The sequence below is a fragment of the Streptomyces sp. NBC_01268 genome (genome assembly GCF_036240795.1).
In the GTDB taxonomy this organism is placed as follows: Bacteria; Actinomycetota; Actinomycetes; order Streptomycetales; family Streptomycetaceae; genus Streptomyces.
This window is the reverse complement of record NZ_CP108454.1, coordinates 3,999,412-4,014,707: the sequence shown is the minus strand read 5'-3', so window position 1 is coordinate 4,014,707 and position 15,296 is coordinate 3,999,412. Positions and strand designations below refer to the sequence as shown.

The window sequence follows — 15,296 nt, the reverse complement described above, 5'->3', positions numbered from 1 at the left end:
AACCGCCGCATGGCACCCTCCCGGCCGAGCGAAAAGTCCGATGATCGTTCCGACTGTCATGCTCGCCACGCCCCCCGCCCCCGCCCCGGGCACGACACGCCGCCGTCCGGCCACCCGGGGCCCCTCATTCATCCGTCCGGCCGGACGTACGGCACCCTTGAGCCATGAACGACGACTCCGTGCGCGCGCGCGTCCGTGTCCGTGCCCCCGAGCTGATCGGCAAGGGCGGCTGGCTCAACACCGGCGGAGACGATCTGACCCTCACCGACCTGCGGGGAAAGATCGTTCTGCTCGACTTCTGGACCTTCTGCTGCATCAACTGCCTGCACGTCCTCGACGAGCTCCGTGAGCTGGAGGAGAAGCACCGCGACACCCTGGTGATCATCGGGGTGCACTCGCCCAAGTTCGTCCACGAGGCCGAGCACCAGGCCGTCGTCGACGCCGTCGAGCGGTACGAGGTGCACCACCCGGTGCTCGACGACCCGGAGCTCGCGACCTGGAAGCAGTACGCCGTACGGGCCTGGCCGACGCTCGTCGTCATCGACCCCGAGGGGTACGTCGTCGCCCAGCACGCGGGTGAGGGGCACGCCAACGCGCTGCGGACGCTCGTCGAGGAGCTGGAGGCCGAGCACGGGGCGAAGGGCACGCTGCGGCGCGGCGACGGCCCGTACGTGCCGCCGGAGCCGGTCGCGACCGACCTGCGCTTCCCCGGCAAGGCGGTCCTGCTGCCGTCCGGGAACTTCCTGGTCTCCGACACCACCCGCCACCAGCTCGTCGAGCTGGAGCCGGACGGCGAGACCGTGGTGCGCCGGATCGGCGACGGGGAGTTCCGGGAGCCGCAGGGCCTCGCGGTGCTGCCCGGGGGGAAGGTCGTCGTCGCCGACACCGTGCACCACGCGCTGCGGCTGCTCGACCCGGCCACCGGCACCTCCGAGCGGATCGCCGGCACCGGCCGCCAGTGGTGGCAGGGCTCCCCCACCTCCGGTCCGGCCCTCGACGTGGACCTGTCCTCGCCGTGGGACGTGGCCTGGTGGCAGGGCAAGGTGTGGATCGCCATGGCCGGCGTCCACCAGCTGTGGACGTACGACCCGGAGAGCGGCACCGTCGAGGTCGCCGCCGGCACCACCAACGAGGGCCTGGTCGACGGGCCCGCCGCCGAGGCCTGGTTCGCGCAGCCCTCCGGCCTCGCCGCGACCGAGGACCGGCTGTGGGTGGCCGACTCGGAGACGAGCGCCCTGCGCTGGGTCGACCCCGACGGGTTCGTGCACACGGCCGTCGGCACCGGCCTCTTCGACTTCGGGCACCGCGACGGCGAGGCCGGGCAGGCGCTGCTCCAGCACCCGCTGGGCGTGACCGCGCTGCCCGACGGCTCGGTGGCCGTCAGCGACACCTACAACCACGTCCTGCGCCGCTTCGACCCGGCGAGCGGCGAGGTCACCACGCTCGCCACCGACCTGCGCGAGCCCAGCGACGCGGTCGTCGTCGGCGAGGACGTCGTGGTCGTCGAGTCGGCCCGGCACCGGCTCACCCGGCTGCGGCTGCCCGAGGAGGCCGTCCAGGTCGAGTCGGTCGCCCACCGCACGCAGCGGGAGGCCACCGAGGTCGCCCCCGGCGGCCTCCGCCTCGACGTGGTCTTCCAGGCCCCGAAGGGCCAGAAGCTGGACGAGCGGTACGGCCCCTCCACCCGGCTGCTGGTCTCCTCGACCCCGCCGGAGCTGCTGCTCGCCGGCGAGGGCACGGGCACGGACCTGTTCCGCGAGCTCGCCCTGAACCCGGAGCTGACCGAGGGCGTCCTGCACGTCTCGGCGATGGCCGCGTCCTGCGACGACGACCCGGAGAACGAGTACCCGGCCTGCCACGTGCACCAGCAGGACTGGGGCGTGCCGGTCCGCGTCACCGAGGGCGGCGCGGCCCGGCTGCCGCTGATCCTCGCGGGCATGGACGGCTGACCGGACCTCACCCCACGGGCGCTGCCGCCGTCTCCTCGGTGAGGACGGCGGCCAGCGGCCGGGCGGCGCGGATCCGGCGGCGGATGTCCTCGGCCTCGGCGTGCAGCCGGTGGAAGGCCGCGGAGACGTCCAGCTTGTGCACGAGGACGCTGTGCCCGTCCTTGAGGACCTTCAGGTCCCGGCTCGCGTGCTGGATCCGACGCCGTAGCGGCTTGCTGGTGATGCCGTCGGAGGCGAGCGCCTCCAGCTCCGCCCGGGCGGCCTCCAGGCCGTCCGTCGCCGCGAGGGCGGGCGGACGGCACAGCGTGCGGAAGCCGGCGATCACGTCGAAGAGGTAGTCCAGGTCCCGCTTCGACTCCGCGGCGGTCTCCAGCGGCTCCAGGACCGCCGCGGTCGCCTCCTCGAACGCCGCCGTCGCGCGCTCCACCCTGCGGGCGGACGCGCGTCGGCCGAGCGGGGTGAAGGAGTCGCGGAGCTCGAAGTACTCGGTGAACACCGTCACGAAGATGCTCTCGACTTTGGCGCAGGCGGCGAGCGTGCCGGCGCAGTTGTCGCGCTGCAGCCCGAACCCGTCGTCCAGGAGGCGCCGGAGCTCGGAGGCGTAGAACTTGATGCTCCGGTCGACGATCTCCGCCTCGTAGAAGGCGGCGGTCATCTCCCTGAGCGCCTCCTCCGCCCGTTCCAGGGCCTCTTCCCGCTCCGGGCCCCCGCGGTCCCGTCCCCATGGCCACCACATACGCGTACCCCTCCCCCGATCGGTCCGTGGATCATGACACGGCCGGGGGGAGGAGGCACGGGGATCCGGGGGTCAGCCCTCCAGGAAGGCCACGAGGGCGTTCGCGAGGTGGTGCGGGTCCTCGGAGCCGCAGAGCTCGCGGGCGCTGTGCATCGACAGGCAGGCCACGCCGATGTCGACGGTGGTGATGCCGTGGCGGGCGGCGGTGATCGGGCCGATCGTGGTGCCGCAGGGCATGTCGTTGTTGGAGACGAACGACTGCCACGGCACGCCGGCCTTCTCGCAGGCGGCGGCGAACACGGCCCGGCCGCTGCCGTCGGTGGCGTAGCGCTGGTTGACGTTCACCTTGAGGATCGGGCCGCCGTTGGGGCGCGGGTGGTGCGTGGGGTCGTGCCGCTCGCTGTAGTTGGGGTGCACGGCGTGGCCGACGTCGGAGGAGAGGCAGACCGAGCCGGCCAGCGCGCGGGCCTTGTCCTCGTAGCCGCCGCCGCGGGCGTAGACCGAGCGCTCCAGGACGTTGCCGAGCAGCGGGCCGTGGGCGCCGGTGTCGGCCTCGGAGCCGTTCTCCTCGTGGTCGAAGGCGGCCAGGACCGGGATGTACGGCAGGTCCGGCAGCGCCGACACGGCCGCGAGGGCGGCGACGCAGGCGTGCACCGAGATGAGGTTGTCCATCCGCGGGCCGGCCAGCAGCTCGCGGTCGCGGCCCAGGTAGGCGGGGGCCTCGACGGCGTGCACCATCAGGTCCCAGCCCGCCACGTCCTCGGCGTCGACGCCCGCCTCCTCGGCGACGAACGAGACCAGGTCGCCCTCGTGGACCTCGCCCAGGCCCCAGATCGGCTGCATGTGGCGCTGGCGCTCCAGCTTCATGCCGTCGTTGACGCCCCGGTCGAGGTGGATGGCGAGCTGCGGCACGCGCAGCACGGGCCGGTCCACGTTCACCAGCCGGTGGCTGCCGTCGCGCAGGGTGAGCCGGCCGGCCAGGCCGAGGTCGCGGTCGAGCCAGCTGTTGAGCAGCGGGCCGCCGTAGATCTCCACGGCGACCTGGCGCCAGCCCTCGCGGCCGAAGTCGGGCTGGGGCTTCACGCGCAGGTTGGGGGAGTCGGTGTGGGCGCCGACGATCCGGAACGGCGTGTGCGGGGCGGCGCCCTCGGGCACGTACCAGGCGATGATCGCGCCCCCGCGGACCACGTACTTCCCGCCGGTCGTCCCGTCCCAGGCGTCGGTCTCCTCGACCTTGCGGAAGCCGGCCTTCTCCAGCCGCGCGGCGGTGTTGGCCACCGCGTGGTACGGCGAGGGCGAGGCCGCGAGGAAGGTCATGAGGTCATCGGTGTGGCCGCGGTCGAACCGGGGAGCTGCGCTACTCATGCTGTTCACCTTACGCAGGTGCCGTCCGGCGCCGACGGTGGCCGCCGGACGGCGGAACGGGACGGTGGGTCGGGACGACGAAAAAGAACGGCCCGCTCCCCTCCCCGGGAGCGAGCCGTTCCGGTGCGGACGGAGGCGCGTTCTAGAACGCGGCCTCGTCCAGGTCCATCAGCGAGCCGTCGACGCCCTCCGCGAGGAGGCGCTCGGCGGTGACGCCCGGCAGCATGTTGGCGGCGAAGAACTTCGCGGCCGCGATCTTGCCCTGGTAGAACGCGAGGTCCTTGCCGGTGGCGCCGGCGGCCAGCTTCTCGGCGGCGACGGCGGCGCCGCGCAGCAGCAGGTAGCCGACGACGACGTCGCCGGAGGCGAGCAGCAGGCGGGTGGTGTTGAGGCCGACCTTGTAGATGTTCTTGACGTCCTCGCCGGTGGCGGTGAGGTCGGTGAGCATCTTGCCGACGATGCCCTCCAGGTCGACGGCCGCCTTGGCGAGCGCGTCGCGGGCGCCGGCCAGCTCGTCGCCGCCGGTGCCGACCGCGAGGAACTTCTTGATCTCCTCGGCGAGCGCGTTCAGGGAGGCGCCCTGGTCGCGGACGATCTTGCGGAAGAAGAAGTCCTGGCCCTGGATGGCCGTGGTGCCCTCGTAGAGGGTGTCGATCTTGGCGTCCCGGATGTACTGCTCGATCGGGTACTCCTGCAGGAAGCCGGAGCCGCCGAAGGTCTGCAGCGACTGGGCGAGCTGCTCGTAGCCCTTCTCGGAGCCGTAGCCCTTGACGATCGGGAGCAGCAGGTCGTTCAGGCCGTGCAGGGCCTTGGTGTCCTCGCCGGCGGCTTCCGCGACCGCGATCGCGTCCTGCACGGAGGCCGTGTAGAGGACGAGGGAGCGCATGCCCTCGGCGTACGCCTTCTGCGTCATCAGCGAGCGGCGGACGTCGGGGTGGTGCGTGATGGTGACCTTGGGGGCGGCCTTGTCCATGAAGTTCGCCAGGTCGGTGCCCTGGACGCGCTCCTTGGCGTACTCCAGGGCGTTGAGGTAGCCCGTGGAGAGGGTGGAGATCGCCTTCGTGCCGACCATCATGCGGGCGAACTCGATGATGAGGAACATCTGGCGGATGCCCTCGTGCTTGTCGCCGATCAGCCAGCCCTTGGCGGGGTGCTGGTCGCCGAAGGTCATCTCGCACGTGTTGGAGGCCTTGAGGCCCATCTTGTGCTCGACGTTGGTGGCGTAGACGCCGTTGCGGGCGCCGAGCTCGCCGGTCTCCCAGTCGAACTCGTACTTCGGGACGAGGAAGAGCGAGAGGCCCTTGGTGCCGGGGCCGGCACCCTCGGGGCGGGCGAGGACGTAGTGGAGGATGTTCTCCTCCATGTCGTGCTCACCGGAGGTGATGAAGCGCTTCACGCCCTCGATGTGCCAGGAGCCGTCCTCCTGCTGGATCGCCTTGGTGCGGCCGGCGCCGACGTCGGAGCCCGCGTCGGGCTCGGTGAGCACCATGGTGGAGCCCCAGCGCTTCTCGACGGCGATCTGCGCGATCTTCTTCTGGGCCTCGTTGCCCTCGTTGTAGAGGACACCGGCGAAGGCGGGGCCGGAGGAGTACATCCAGATGGCCGGGTTCGAGCCGAGCAGCAGCTCCGCGTAGGCCCAGACCAGGGAGCGCGGGGAGGTGGTGCCGCCGATGCCCTCGGGGATGCCCAGACGCCAGTACTCGGAGTCCATGAAGGCCTTGTAGGACTTCTTGAAGGAGGCCGGGACGGGCGCGGTGTTGGTCTCCGGGTCGAAGACCGGCGGGTTGCGGTCGGCGTCCGCGAAGGACTCCGCGAGCTCGTTCTCGGCGAGGCGGCGGATCTCGTCGAGGATGCTCTTCGCGGTCTCGACGTCCATCTCCTCGAACGGACCGGTGCCGTACACCTTGTCGCGGCCGAGCACCTCGAAGAGGTTGAACTCGATGTCGCGGAGATTCGACTTGTAGTGCCCCATGGCGACGGCTCCGTAAAGGCTCGGGGAGGCGGGTTTCCTCATGCGCGTACACGACGACTACCGGCGGGTAGCTCACGCTCTCTACGATGATGCTACCCACCGGTAATAACGGCAACCCCTATCCGGCCAAGATGTCTGTGACGCCGCCCTCAGTGGCGCCCCGGCCGTGGGTCAGTCGCCCACCTCGTACGCCGGGTCCGTCCAGCACGGAGAGGTCAGGGAGACCGACAGGCTGTCCTTCTGCTGCTTCTCCCACTTCGAGGCGTCCTTGTACGTGGACGGCAGCAGCAGCTCGATCGTCGCCGTGTGGTGGTCCTGCTCGTGCTCGACGTCCAGCTGCAGCTGCTTGGCCTCGGACTTCGCGGGCTCGAAGCGCAGCACCTTCCAGCCCTTGGCCGGCAGGTCCTTGTGCAGCCGGTCCATGGCCTGCTTCAGGGCGTCCGCGGTCGGGGCGTACATCGACCAGAAGTGGCGGACCCGGTAGCCGTTCTCGACCCCGTCGCAGGGCGAGGCGTCCGGGGCGCCGTTGCTCGCCTGCTTCAGGCCCGCGGCGTCGAAGATCTCGCTCGACCTGGCCCGCACCAGGTCCTTGGCCTCGGCGACCTTCTTCGCCTGCGGTGCGTACGGCAGGTCGCCGGCGGAGTCGTTCATGGTGCTGCATCCCGTCGCGAGGAGGAGGGCGGTGACGGCGGCGGCCGTCAGGCCGCGCGTACGTCCGGTGCGTGCGCTCACTGGGAGGTCACTTCCTTGTAGCGGCCGGTGACGACCCGGGCCTGGTTGTTCAGGCTCTCGGTGCCGTTGTCCCAGTAGCCGCTGTGGCCCCGGGAGCCGTCCGTCGCCACGATGTGCGCGCCGAAGTCGGGGTTGGTCGGCGTCAGGGTCTTGACCACGCTCTGCCCGTCGCCGTCGATCCACGACGGCAGGACGTCGATGTCCACCTTCTTCGGCGCGTGGCCCCAGCCGCCGATGTCCGGCACCGGGTCGCTGGTGACGAAGGGGATGTTGAAGCCGCCGTACTTGTCGTCGGTGAGCGCGCCGAGCGGGCCGGGCAGGTGCAGGCCCTTGAGGTACGGGTCGCTGTCCGCCTCCGCCGCGTAGACGTGCCCCTTGGGCACGTCCAGGTCGGTGGCGCTGCCCACCTGCATGCCGGGGCTGCCCGCCACGAAGATGTCGTCGGCGTGCAGCGTCCCCTGGCGGGCGGCGGAGCCGACCACCGTGGAGCCGTAGCTGTGGCCGGTGACGGTCAGGTGGGTCGCGTCGCCCTGGTGGGTGGCGCGCAGGCCGTCCACGAAGGAGTTCAGCTTGGGCGCGCCGTCGTTGGCGTAGTGGCTGAAGGGCGCGTCCTTCACGATGTCCTGCGGGGCGTCGTAGCCGAGCCAGGTGATCGTGGAGACGCTCTGGCCGTTGGCGAGGTTGTCGCTGGCCCGCCAGAGGGTCTCCATGCGCTTGATGTCGCCGCCGATGCCCTCCAGGTTGGCGGTGGTGCCGGGCACGTACATCGCGGTGTGGGTGGCGGTGTCCGGATTTCCGTTGGCGACGATCGCGTGCCCGTTGCCCTGGGTGTCGAACCCGAGGAGATACGCCTCGGGCAGCGGCTTCTCGCCGGGCTTCTCGGACCTGCCGGTGCGGTCGAAGCGCTCCTGGATGGCGTTCATGCCCTTCAGGTCGCCCTCCAGCTCCTTCTTCCGGTCGCCGTACTTCTCGTTCCACTCGCGCCACTCGGGGTTCTTGATGACCGCCGGGTAGGAGCCGCTGGGGTTCGGCAGGTACTCCTGGGGCTGCTTCGGGATGGCGTTGAGGTCGAGCTGCGTCTGGGCGCGGGTCTCCGCGAGCACCATCCGGTTGGCGTCGTCGCGGACGGCGGAGGGGACGCCGTCCAGGGCGCCGATGGAGGCCGGGTAGAGCGTCGCGTACTCGTCGCGCTGCTCCTGGGTGAGGCCGTTCCACCAGTCGGCGTTCTCCTTGGGGGACTTGCCGTGGGGGATCTTGTCGTCGTCGGCGTACTTGCCGGCGGCCTCCTGCAGCGCCTTGGTGTCCTTGGCGGCGTCGGCGAGGGTCTCGTCGCTGACGGTGAGGCCGGGCTCGGCCTTCAGCTTGCGCAGGGCGCCGGCGTAGCGGCCGTCGATCTCGTTGGCCTCCCGGACCGCGTCGCCGATGCGCTGCGCGATGTCCTCGGCCTTGCCCTTGTTCTCGTCGCCGCTGCCGATGCCCTCGGCCTTGCCCGGGAGATACGGGAAGGGGGCGCCGTCGTGGGCGGTCTGGTCGCCCTTGAGGACGTACGACTGGGTCGGGTAGCTGACCGACCCGTCTTCCTTCACGGTGAACTTCAGGTTCTCCGCGTCTTCCAGGGCCTGCTTCAACTTCTTCTGCGGCGCCGCGAGTTCGGCGGCGAGCCCGTTGAGCGCGGTGCGGACGAGACCGCACTCGGTGTGCAGGTACTGGTAGTTGCGGGAGAGCTGCTGGACGTCGCCGCCCGCCTTGTTCGCCGTGTCGCCCTTCTGGGTGTCGTGGATCCTGGCGAACATGCCGTTGTCCACGCGGTCCTTGTCCACGTTGGCGCGGGAGCTGACCTTGCCCCAGCCGTCGGCGGCGTCGGTGTACTCGTTCAGCTTCACGTCGCGCAGCTGCTGCCAGGTGGGCACGGCGGTCAGCCCTCCTTCTTCGGGCCGGACTGCTGGTTGCCCTCGGCGGCCACCTTCTGCTTGGTGTCCAGCTCGCGCTCGCCGAAGTCGCGTCCGGCGGCCTTCAGGGCGCCTTCGAGGCGGCCGCACTCGTCGCGGACGTTGGTGAGGCGGGTCTTCCAGGTGCCGAGGATCTCGGTGAGCGCGGCGGAGGAGTCGAAGCCGGCGGTGCCGCCGGTGACGCCCTCGTTCGCGGTGTCGAGGTCGGTGACCGAGCTGGCCGTGGAGGTCTTCAGCTCGCCTGCGGTGTTCCCGGCGCCGTGCCAAGGGCCCACATCGGCCTTGAGGTCGGGTCCTCCGCCGCCTCCGCTGTCGGGCGCGGGAAGCCCTGCGAGGCTCATCGCCGCGGGCTGTTCACCGATGATTTCCTGCCATTTGGCGTTGAGCGCCATCTTTCACCCCCGTGGTGGCCGGATTGCTTCCGCGAACTTAGCAAGAGAGTCCGTGCCGTGCGAAGAAGAGTGCGAGGGGCATCCATGCGGCCCCCGGGCGGGCCGCCGGTCGATAGTCTGGGCGCATGTACGGCTACGACCAGAATCCGGGTGCCCAGCAGCAGTACGGCCAGCCCCCGCAGCAGCCGCCGATGCACGGCGGGATGCAGGGAGGCGCGCAGGCCGGCATGCAGGGCGGCATGCAGGGCGGGTACGCCCAGCAGCCGCCGCTGTACCCGGAGCCGTCGCCGCCGTCGCTCGCGGACGCCGTCCGGGCGTTCACGACCGGCACCCTCGCGGCCGAGGACTTCCAGCAGATCTTCGCGACCTCGAAGGTCTACTGCCCGCGCGGGGACAACCCGGGCTTCCTCGCGCTGCACAACACCCAGCAGCCGGTGATCCCCATGTTCACCTCGCTGAAGGAGCTGCGGCGGTACGCGGGCAAGGAGTCGAAGTACTTCGTGATCACCGGCGCCGAGGTGATCGACCTGCTGCCGACGGGATACGGCTTCGTCCTCGACATGGAGGGCGACCACCGCATGGTCTTCGACGCGAAGGCCGTGGAGCAGATGGTCGACTTCGCGATGCGGCGGATGTACGGCTGACGGACGCTGGCGGTGCCGGTCGAGGGCCGGAAGGTGTGGGGACGCCCGGGAGGAATACCTCCCGGGCGTCCCGCGTTCCTGGTGGCAGAAAGTTCAAACTTCAACTAAAGTCGAACCGAAGCATTCGTACGAACTTCAACTAAAGTGGTCGTACAGAAGGAGGCCCGCCATGCCCGCCGTGACCGTCGAGAACCCGCTCACCCTGCCCCGCGTCGCCGCTCCCGCCGAGGCCGTCGCCCGGCCGGTGCTCGCGGTGACCACCGCGCCCTCCGGCTTCGAGGGCGAGGGCTTCCCGGTCCGCCGCGCGTTCGCCGGGATCAACTACCAGTACCTCGACCCGTTCATCATGATGGACCAGATGGGCGAGGTGGAGTACGCGCCCGGAGAGCCCAAGGGCACGCCGTGGCACCCGCACCGCGGCTTCGAGACGGTGACCTACATCATCGACGGGATCTTCGACCACCAGGACTCCAACGGCGGCGGCGGCACCATCACCAACGGTGACACCCAGTGGATGACCGCCGGATCCGGCCTCCTGCACATCGAGGCCCCGCCGGAGCAGCTCGTCATGAGCGGCGGCCTCTTCCACGGCCTCCAGCTCTGGGTGAACCTGCCCGCCTCCGACAAGATGATGGCCCCCCGCTACCAGGACATCCGCGGCGGCCAGGTCCAGCTCCTCACCTCCCCGGACGGCGGCGCGCTGCTCCGCGTCATCGCCGGCGAGCTCGACGGGCACCAGGGCCCGGGCGTCACCCACACCCCCATCACGATGATCCACGCGACCCTGCGCCCCGGCGCCGAGATCAACCTGCCGTGGCGCGAGGACTTCAACGGCCTCGCGTACGTCCTGGCCGGCCGCGGCACCGTCGGCGCCGAGCGGCGCCCGGTCCACATGGGTCAGACCGCCGTCTTCGGCAAGGGCGGCGCGCTCACCGTCCGCGCCGACGAGAAGCAGGACGGGAACACCCCCGACCTGGAGGTCGTGCTCCTCGGCGGGCAGCCGATCCGCGAGCCGATGGCGCACTACGGCCCGTTCGTCATGAACTCCCAGGCCGAACTGCGCCAGGCCTTCGAGGACTTCCAGGCCGGCCGCCTCGGCACCATCCCGGCCGTCCACGGCATGGGCGAGTAGGACCCGCTCGGCCGGAGCCGTCACGGGTGCGGGGCGACGCCCTCGTACTCGTGACGGCTCCTCCTTTCCCGTGCCCGGACGGGCCGTCGCCCGTCCGGCCCCCACCGCAGGACGACACGCCGGACGGCGTGGTCCGGTGGACGGGTGTCCACCGATCGCCCGTCGCCGCTGCTTCCCGAGGGTGCCCGCCGCACCGCCGCCTGGTGCGCCGTCGCCCTCCTCGTCGCCGGGGTCGCGGCGGTCTTCGTCTGGCTCTGCGTCGTCTTCAAGACGGCCGTCACACCCGTCCTGCTCGCCCTCCTCGGCACCGCCCTGCTCGGCCCCCTCTACCGCAGGCTGCTGCGGATGAAGGTGCAGAAGTCGCTGGCCGCCGGGCTCACGGTGGTCGCCGTGGTCGCGGTCGTCGGCGGCGCCACGTACATCGTCGTCGCCGCCCTCATCGAGACCGGCGACCAGATCGTCACCTCGCTGCGGCAGGCCGCCACCGACATCGCCGACCACCTCGGCGCGGCCGGCACCTCCCTCGACGACCTCGCCAAGAACGCCAAGAAGCTGCTGGAGAAGTTCGGCGGGACCGCCGCCTCCGGGGTGATCTCCGGGCTCAGCGTGGTCGGCCAGATGCTCGCCACCGCCGTCCTCGCCCTCCTCCTCATCTTCTTCTTCCTGCGCGACTCCGACCGGGCCGCCGACGCGCTGCGCGCGCTCGCCCCCCGCTCCACCGGCGACATGGTGGAGGCCATGGGACGGCGCGCCTTCGAGGCCGTCGAGGGCTTCATGCGGGGCACCACCTTCGTCGCCTTCGTCGACGCCGTCCTCATCGGCGTCGGCCTGCTCGTCCTGAAGGTGCCGGGCGCGGTGGGCCTGGCCGCGCTCGTCTTCGTCACCGCCTACATCCCGTACCTCGGCGCCTTCCTCTCCGGCGCCGTCGCCGTCCTCGTCGCCCTCGCCGACCGGGGCTTCGTCATCGCCCTGTGGGTGCTCGGCGTCGTCCTCGCCGTCCAGGTCCTGGAGGGGAACGTGCTCCAGCCCATGGTCCAGAGCCGGACCGTGCAGATGCACCCGGCCGTGGTCATGCTGGCCATCACCGCCGGGGCGTCCGTCGCCGGCATCCTGGGCATGCTGCTCGCCGTCCCGCTGACGGCCGCGGCGTTCGGGGTGATCGGCGAACTGCGCAGCCGGTACGGGGCCCAGGAGCCCGGGCCCGGGTGATCAGGCCGGCAGGCCGCCCGGCTCGAAGGAGGCGAGCAGCTGTTCCAGGGCCGCCTGGTCGGGGCCGACGAACGGGTCCGCGTCCGGCGCCGTCGTGATCGTCTCGATCATCCGGCCGGTCATCCGCACCGCGGGCGGCAGGTGCGTGCTCAGCACGATCTCCGGGTTCATCTCCCGCACCACGTCCACCCACAGCCCGTACTTCACCGGGTCCACGATCTGTACCCACGGGCTGTCGATCACCGCCCACAGCAGCTGCGCGCCCCGCAGCTCCTCCGGCTTCAGGTCGTTGGCGTGCCCGCCGCGCGCGAGCTCCTCGGTGGGCATCGGGCCGCCGAAGCAGTCGGAGCTGAAGCAGATCCGGGTCTTCTCGTCGTAGAAGCCGACGGTGGCCGGGTTGTCGAAGAGCGGCGGCCGGAACGCGTCGAGGAACCGGTCGCCCACGTCCAGGCGTTCGCCCGGGTTGAGGAAGTACACGCGGTCCATCGGCAGGGCACGCTCGGTGGTCATGATCCCGGCGCCGACGAAGGTCGTCACCACCTTCGCCCGGGGCGCCGCCTCCAGCAGCTCGAAGAGGCCGCCCGTGTGGTCGCGGTCCGGGTGGGTGAGCCAGATCCAGCGCACGTCGGCCGGGTCCACGACGCCGCCGAGCACGGCGAGGAAGTCCCGGTCGGCGACGGACAGACCGGTGTCGACGACCACGGGCTCGCGGGCGGTGAGGACGAAGGCGTTGACGGGGAGGTGACCGATCCCCGGCACTTCGAGACTGTCCCCGAGGACGGTGACGTCACTGCCGACCTTGTGCGTGTCCATGGCGGGCTCCCGGTCCCCCCGGCGACCGTACGAGACCAGTCTCCTCCGGGGGACGGGAGGGCGCGCGTCACGGGGAGGGCGCGGGGGGTACGTCGGGCGCGTCCGGCGCGTCGTCCGGCTCCCCGTCCGGCTCCCCGTCCGGCGCGTCGTCCTCGTGCGGCTCGTGGAGTTCGAACCAGATCGACTTGCCCTCGCCCCGCGGGTCCACGCCCCACGCGTGCGCCAGCATCTCCATCAGCCACAGCCCGCGTCCGCTGGAGGCCATCTCGCCCGGGTGCCGCTTGTGCGGCAGCTCGTCGCTCGCGTCGGCGACCTCGACGCGGAGCCGCCGGGACTTCCCGCCGCACACGACCTCGGCGACGAGCAGCGCGTCGCCGTCGGTGTGGACCAGCACGTTGGTGACCATCTCGGAGACCATCAGGACCGCCGAGTCGACCTGGTCCTCGTCCGACCAGTCGTGCAGGAGCTGGCGCAGCTGCTCGCGGGCGGCGGCGATCCGCTCGGGCTCGGCCTGGGCGACGGTCATCATCGTGCGGCGCGGGGCCGGCAGCGCGGCCGCGCCCTGCCGGGACAGCAGCAGCACCGCGATGTCGTCCTCGCGGCGGTCGGCGAGCGGCCCGGTGGTGTGGTGCGAGCCGGGCCCGTGGACGGCCTCGACCAGGCGGTCGGCGAGCTCCTCCAGGTCCTCGCCGTCGTCCGCCTCCAGCAGCTTGCGGACCCGCTCCCAGCCGGTGTCCAGGTCGTGGCCGCCGGTCTCCAGGAGGCCGTCGGTGCAGATCATCAGGGTCTCGCCGGGCTCCAGGGTGAGCCGGGTGGTGGGGTAGTCGGTGTCGGGGTCGATGCCGAGCGGAAGGCCGCCCGCGGTGGGCCTCAGGAGAACCGTTCCGTCGGTCATCCGCACCGCCGGATCGGGATGCCCGGCGCGGGCGATCTCGACCACCCCGGACTCCAGGTCGACCTCCAGGTACAGACAGGTGGCGAAGCGGGGGCCGCCGTACGCCCCGCCGTACGCCCCGTCCCCGTCGGTGCCGTCGGTGCCGTCCGTGCTGTCGTTGACGCCGTACAGGAACCGGGAGGCCCGGGAGAGCACGGCGTCCGGGCGGTGCCCCTCGGACGCGTACGCCCGCAGGGCGATCCGCAGCTGCCCCATGAGGCCGGCCGCGCGCACGTCATGGCCCTGGACGTCGCCGATCACCAGGGCGATCCGCCCGGCGCCGGACCCGCCGGGCAGCCGGATCATGTCGTACCAGTCGCCGCCGACCTGGAGGCCGCCGCCGGTGGGCACGTACCGGGCGGCCACCTGGATGCCGGGGATGCCGGGGCCGAGCGCCGGCATCATCGTCCGCTGGAGCCCCAGCGACAGCTCGCGCTCCGACTCGGCCACCCCGGCCCGGGCCAGCGCCTGGGCCAGCATCCTGGCCACGGTGGTGAGCACCGAGCGCTCGTCGGGCGTGAAGGCGACCGGGTGCTTGAACGCCGCCATCCAGGCGCCCATCGTGCGCCCGGCGACGATCAGGGGGACGAAGGCCCAGGAGCGGCGGCCGAAGCGCTGGGCGAGCGGCCAGGTCATGGGGAAGCGGCGCAGGTACTCCTCGGGCGTCGGCAGGTAGATCGCCCGCCCGGTCCGCGCCACCTCCGCCGCCGGGTAGTCGGTGTCCAGGGTCATCGAGGTGAAGGGGCCCTCGTCGCCCTCGCTGTGCCCGTGGTGCCCGATGATCGTCAGCCGGTCGCCGGCCAGGCCGAAGACGGCGAGCCCGTCCGGCGAGAAGCCGGGCATGGACAGCGAGGCCGCCACCCGCAGCACCTCGGCCGTCGACCGGGCCTCCGCGAGGGCCCGCCCCGCGTCCAGCAGGAACGCCTCGCGCGAGCGGCGCCAGTCGCCGGTGATGGGGGTGGAGGCGGCGGTGCCGGGCTGCGGTTCGGCGACCTCCTGGAGGGTGCCGACCAGTTGGTAGTCGTCCCCCTCGACGAGCGGCTTGGACCTGGTCCGTACGGTACGGATCACCCGGCCGTGCTCGTCCATGATGCGCAGCCGGGCCTCGGCCAGGGTGCCCTCGGCGACGGCCAGGTGGACCACGCCGTCGATCTCGTTCCAGTCGACGGGATGGAAGCGCGAGCGCACGGCCGCCTCGGTGAGCCGCACCGGCTCGGCGGGCAGCCCGAGGAGCCGGGCCGCCTCGGCGTCGAGGGTGACCACCCCGGACGCGTTGTCCCAGCGCCACAGGCCGGTCGCGATGGCGGCCAGGACGTCCTCGGTGCGCATTGCCCCACTTTATGAATATCGGACAGCAAGTCGCCACTGAGAGTATTCGAATCGCGATCATGGGTGGCCCGGTACCCTGGGACGGCTGGACGCGTCTCCGTCCGGCGTCCACCAAGGATCCCGAAGAACTGGATGAACGA

General features: G+C 71.6%; 12 protein-coding genes. 4 read left to right on the top strand and 8 right to left on the bottom strand.

Going from position 1 to position 15,296, the window contains the following annotated elements; genetic code table 11:
* Positions 1 to 164 precede the first annotated feature (164 nt).
* Positions 165 to 1,949, top strand: a complete 1,785-nt coding sequence (locus tag OG309_RS17790; protein WP_329422047.1) for an NHL domain-containing thioredoxin family protein — start codon at positions 165 to 167, stop codon at positions 1,947 to 1,949.
* Positions 1,950 to 1,956: 7 nt separating this feature from the next.
* Here the strand turns inward: OG309_RS17790 and OG309_RS17785 are convergent, their stop codons facing one another.
* The 6 genes from OG309_RS17785 to OG309_RS17760 form a co-directional block, all read right to left on the bottom strand.
* Positions 1,957 to 2,685: a hypothetical protein gene (locus OG309_RS17785; protein WP_329422045.1), complete on the bottom strand. Its 729-nt coding sequence runs from the start codon at positions 2,683 to 2,685 to the stop codon at positions 1,957 to 1,959.
* Positions 2,686 to 2,757: 72 nt separating this feature from the next.
* Entirely contained in the window at positions 2,758 to 4,050 is a 1,293-nt protein-coding gene (locus OG309_RS17780) for a M18 family aminopeptidase (protein WP_329422044.1), read from the bottom strand.
* 142 nt (positions 4,051 to 4,192) lie between these two features.
* A complete protein-coding gene (locus OG309_RS17775) occupies positions 4,193 to 6,022 on the bottom strand; it encodes an acyl-CoA dehydrogenase (RefSeq protein ID WP_329422041.1) in 1,830 nt (609 codons plus the stop codon).
* Between the two features lie 171 nt (positions 6,023 to 6,193).
* Positions 6,194 to 6,754: a hypothetical protein gene (locus tag OG309_RS17770; protein ID WP_329422039.1), complete on the bottom strand. Its 561-nt coding sequence runs from the start codon at positions 6,752 to 6,754 to the stop codon at positions 6,194 to 6,196.
* A complete protein-coding gene (locus OG309_RS17765; protein WP_329422036.1) occupies positions 6,751 to 8,664 on the bottom strand; it encodes an alpha/beta hydrolase in 1,914 nt (637 codons plus the stop codon). The genes OG309_RS17770 and OG309_RS17765 overlap by 4 nt, the downstream gene beginning before the upstream one ends.
* 5 nt (positions 8,665 to 8,669) lie before the next feature.
* Positions 8,670 to 9,095 (bottom strand): hypothetical protein, encoded by a 426-nt coding sequence (locus tag OG309_RS17760; protein WP_329422035.1) that lies wholly within the window; start codon positions 9,093 to 9,095, stop codon positions 8,670 to 8,672.
* A 125-nt stretch (positions 9,096 to 9,220) separates the two neighbouring features.
* Between OG309_RS17760 and OG309_RS17755 the strand changes: the two genes are divergently transcribed.
* From OG309_RS17755 to OG309_RS17745, 3 genes are all read left to right on the top strand, one after another.
* Complete coding sequence (locus tag OG309_RS17755; RefSeq protein ID WP_046909367.1) at positions 9,221 to 9,739, top strand: SseB family protein; 519 nt, start codon at positions 9,221 to 9,223, stop codon at positions 9,737 to 9,739.
* A 169-nt stretch (positions 9,740 to 9,908) separates the two neighbouring features.
* Positions 9,909 to 10,871: a pirin family protein gene (locus OG309_RS17750; protein ID WP_329422031.1), complete on the top strand. Its 963-nt coding sequence runs from the start codon at positions 9,909 to 9,911 to the stop codon at positions 10,869 to 10,871.
* Between the two features lie 144 nt (positions 10,872 to 11,015).
* A complete protein-coding gene (locus OG309_RS17745) occupies positions 11,016 to 12,080 on the top strand; it encodes an AI-2E family transporter (RefSeq protein ID WP_329422029.1) in 1,065 nt (354 codons plus the stop codon).
* Here OG309_RS17745 and OG309_RS17740 read toward each other — a convergent pair whose 3' ends face one another.
* Both OG309_RS17740 and OG309_RS17735 read right to left on the bottom strand, forming a co-directional pair.
* Positions 12,081 to 12,893: an MBL fold metallo-hydrolase gene (locus OG309_RS17740; RefSeq protein WP_329422028.1), complete on the bottom strand. Its 813-nt coding sequence runs from the start codon at positions 12,891 to 12,893 to the stop codon at positions 12,081 to 12,083. It abuts the gene before it with no gap.
* Positions 12,894 to 12,960: 67 nt separating this feature from the next.
* Complete coding sequence (locus OG309_RS17735; protein WP_329422025.1) at positions 12,961 to 15,156, bottom strand: SpoIIE family protein phosphatase; 2,196 nt, start codon at positions 15,154 to 15,156, stop codon at positions 12,961 to 12,963.
* Between the last annotated feature and the right edge of the window lie 140 nt (positions 15,157 to 15,296).

Excerpts from the sequence above, each read along its gene's own strand:
- OG309_RS17790 (WP_329422047.1), top strand. The coding sequence starts at position 165 with ATGAACGACGACTCCGTGCGCGCGCGCGTCCGTGTCCGTGCCCCCGAG.
- OG309_RS17785 (WP_329422045.1), bottom strand. The coding sequence starts at position 2,685 with ATGTGGTGGCCATGGGGACGGGACCGCGGGGGCCCGGAGCGGGAAGAG.
- OG309_RS17780 (WP_329422044.1), bottom strand. The coding sequence starts at position 4,050 with ATGAGTAGCGCAGCTCCCCGGTTCGACCGCGGCCACACCGATGACCTC.
- OG309_RS17775 (WP_329422041.1), bottom strand. The coding sequence starts at position 6,022 with ATGGGGCACTACAAGTCGAATCTCCGCGACATCGAGTTCAACCTCTTC.
- OG309_RS17760 (WP_329422035.1), bottom strand. The coding sequence starts at position 9,095 with ATGGCGCTCAACGCCAAATGGCAGGAAATCATCGGTGAACAGCCCGCG.
- OG309_RS17755 (WP_046909367.1), top strand. The coding sequence starts at position 9,221 with ATGTACGGCTACGACCAGAATCCGGGTGCCCAGCAGCAGTACGGCCAG.
- OG309_RS17750 (WP_329422031.1), top strand. The coding sequence starts at position 9,909 with ATGCCCGCCGTGACCGTCGAGAACCCGCTCACCCTGCCCCGCGTCGCC.
- OG309_RS17740 (WP_329422028.1), bottom strand. The coding sequence starts at position 12,893 with ATGGACACGCACAAGGTCGGCAGTGACGTCACCGTCCTCGGGGACAGT.
- OG309_RS17735 (WP_329422025.1), bottom strand. The coding sequence starts at position 15,156 with ATGCGCACCGAGGACGTCCTGGCCGCCATCGCGACCGGCCTGTGGCGC.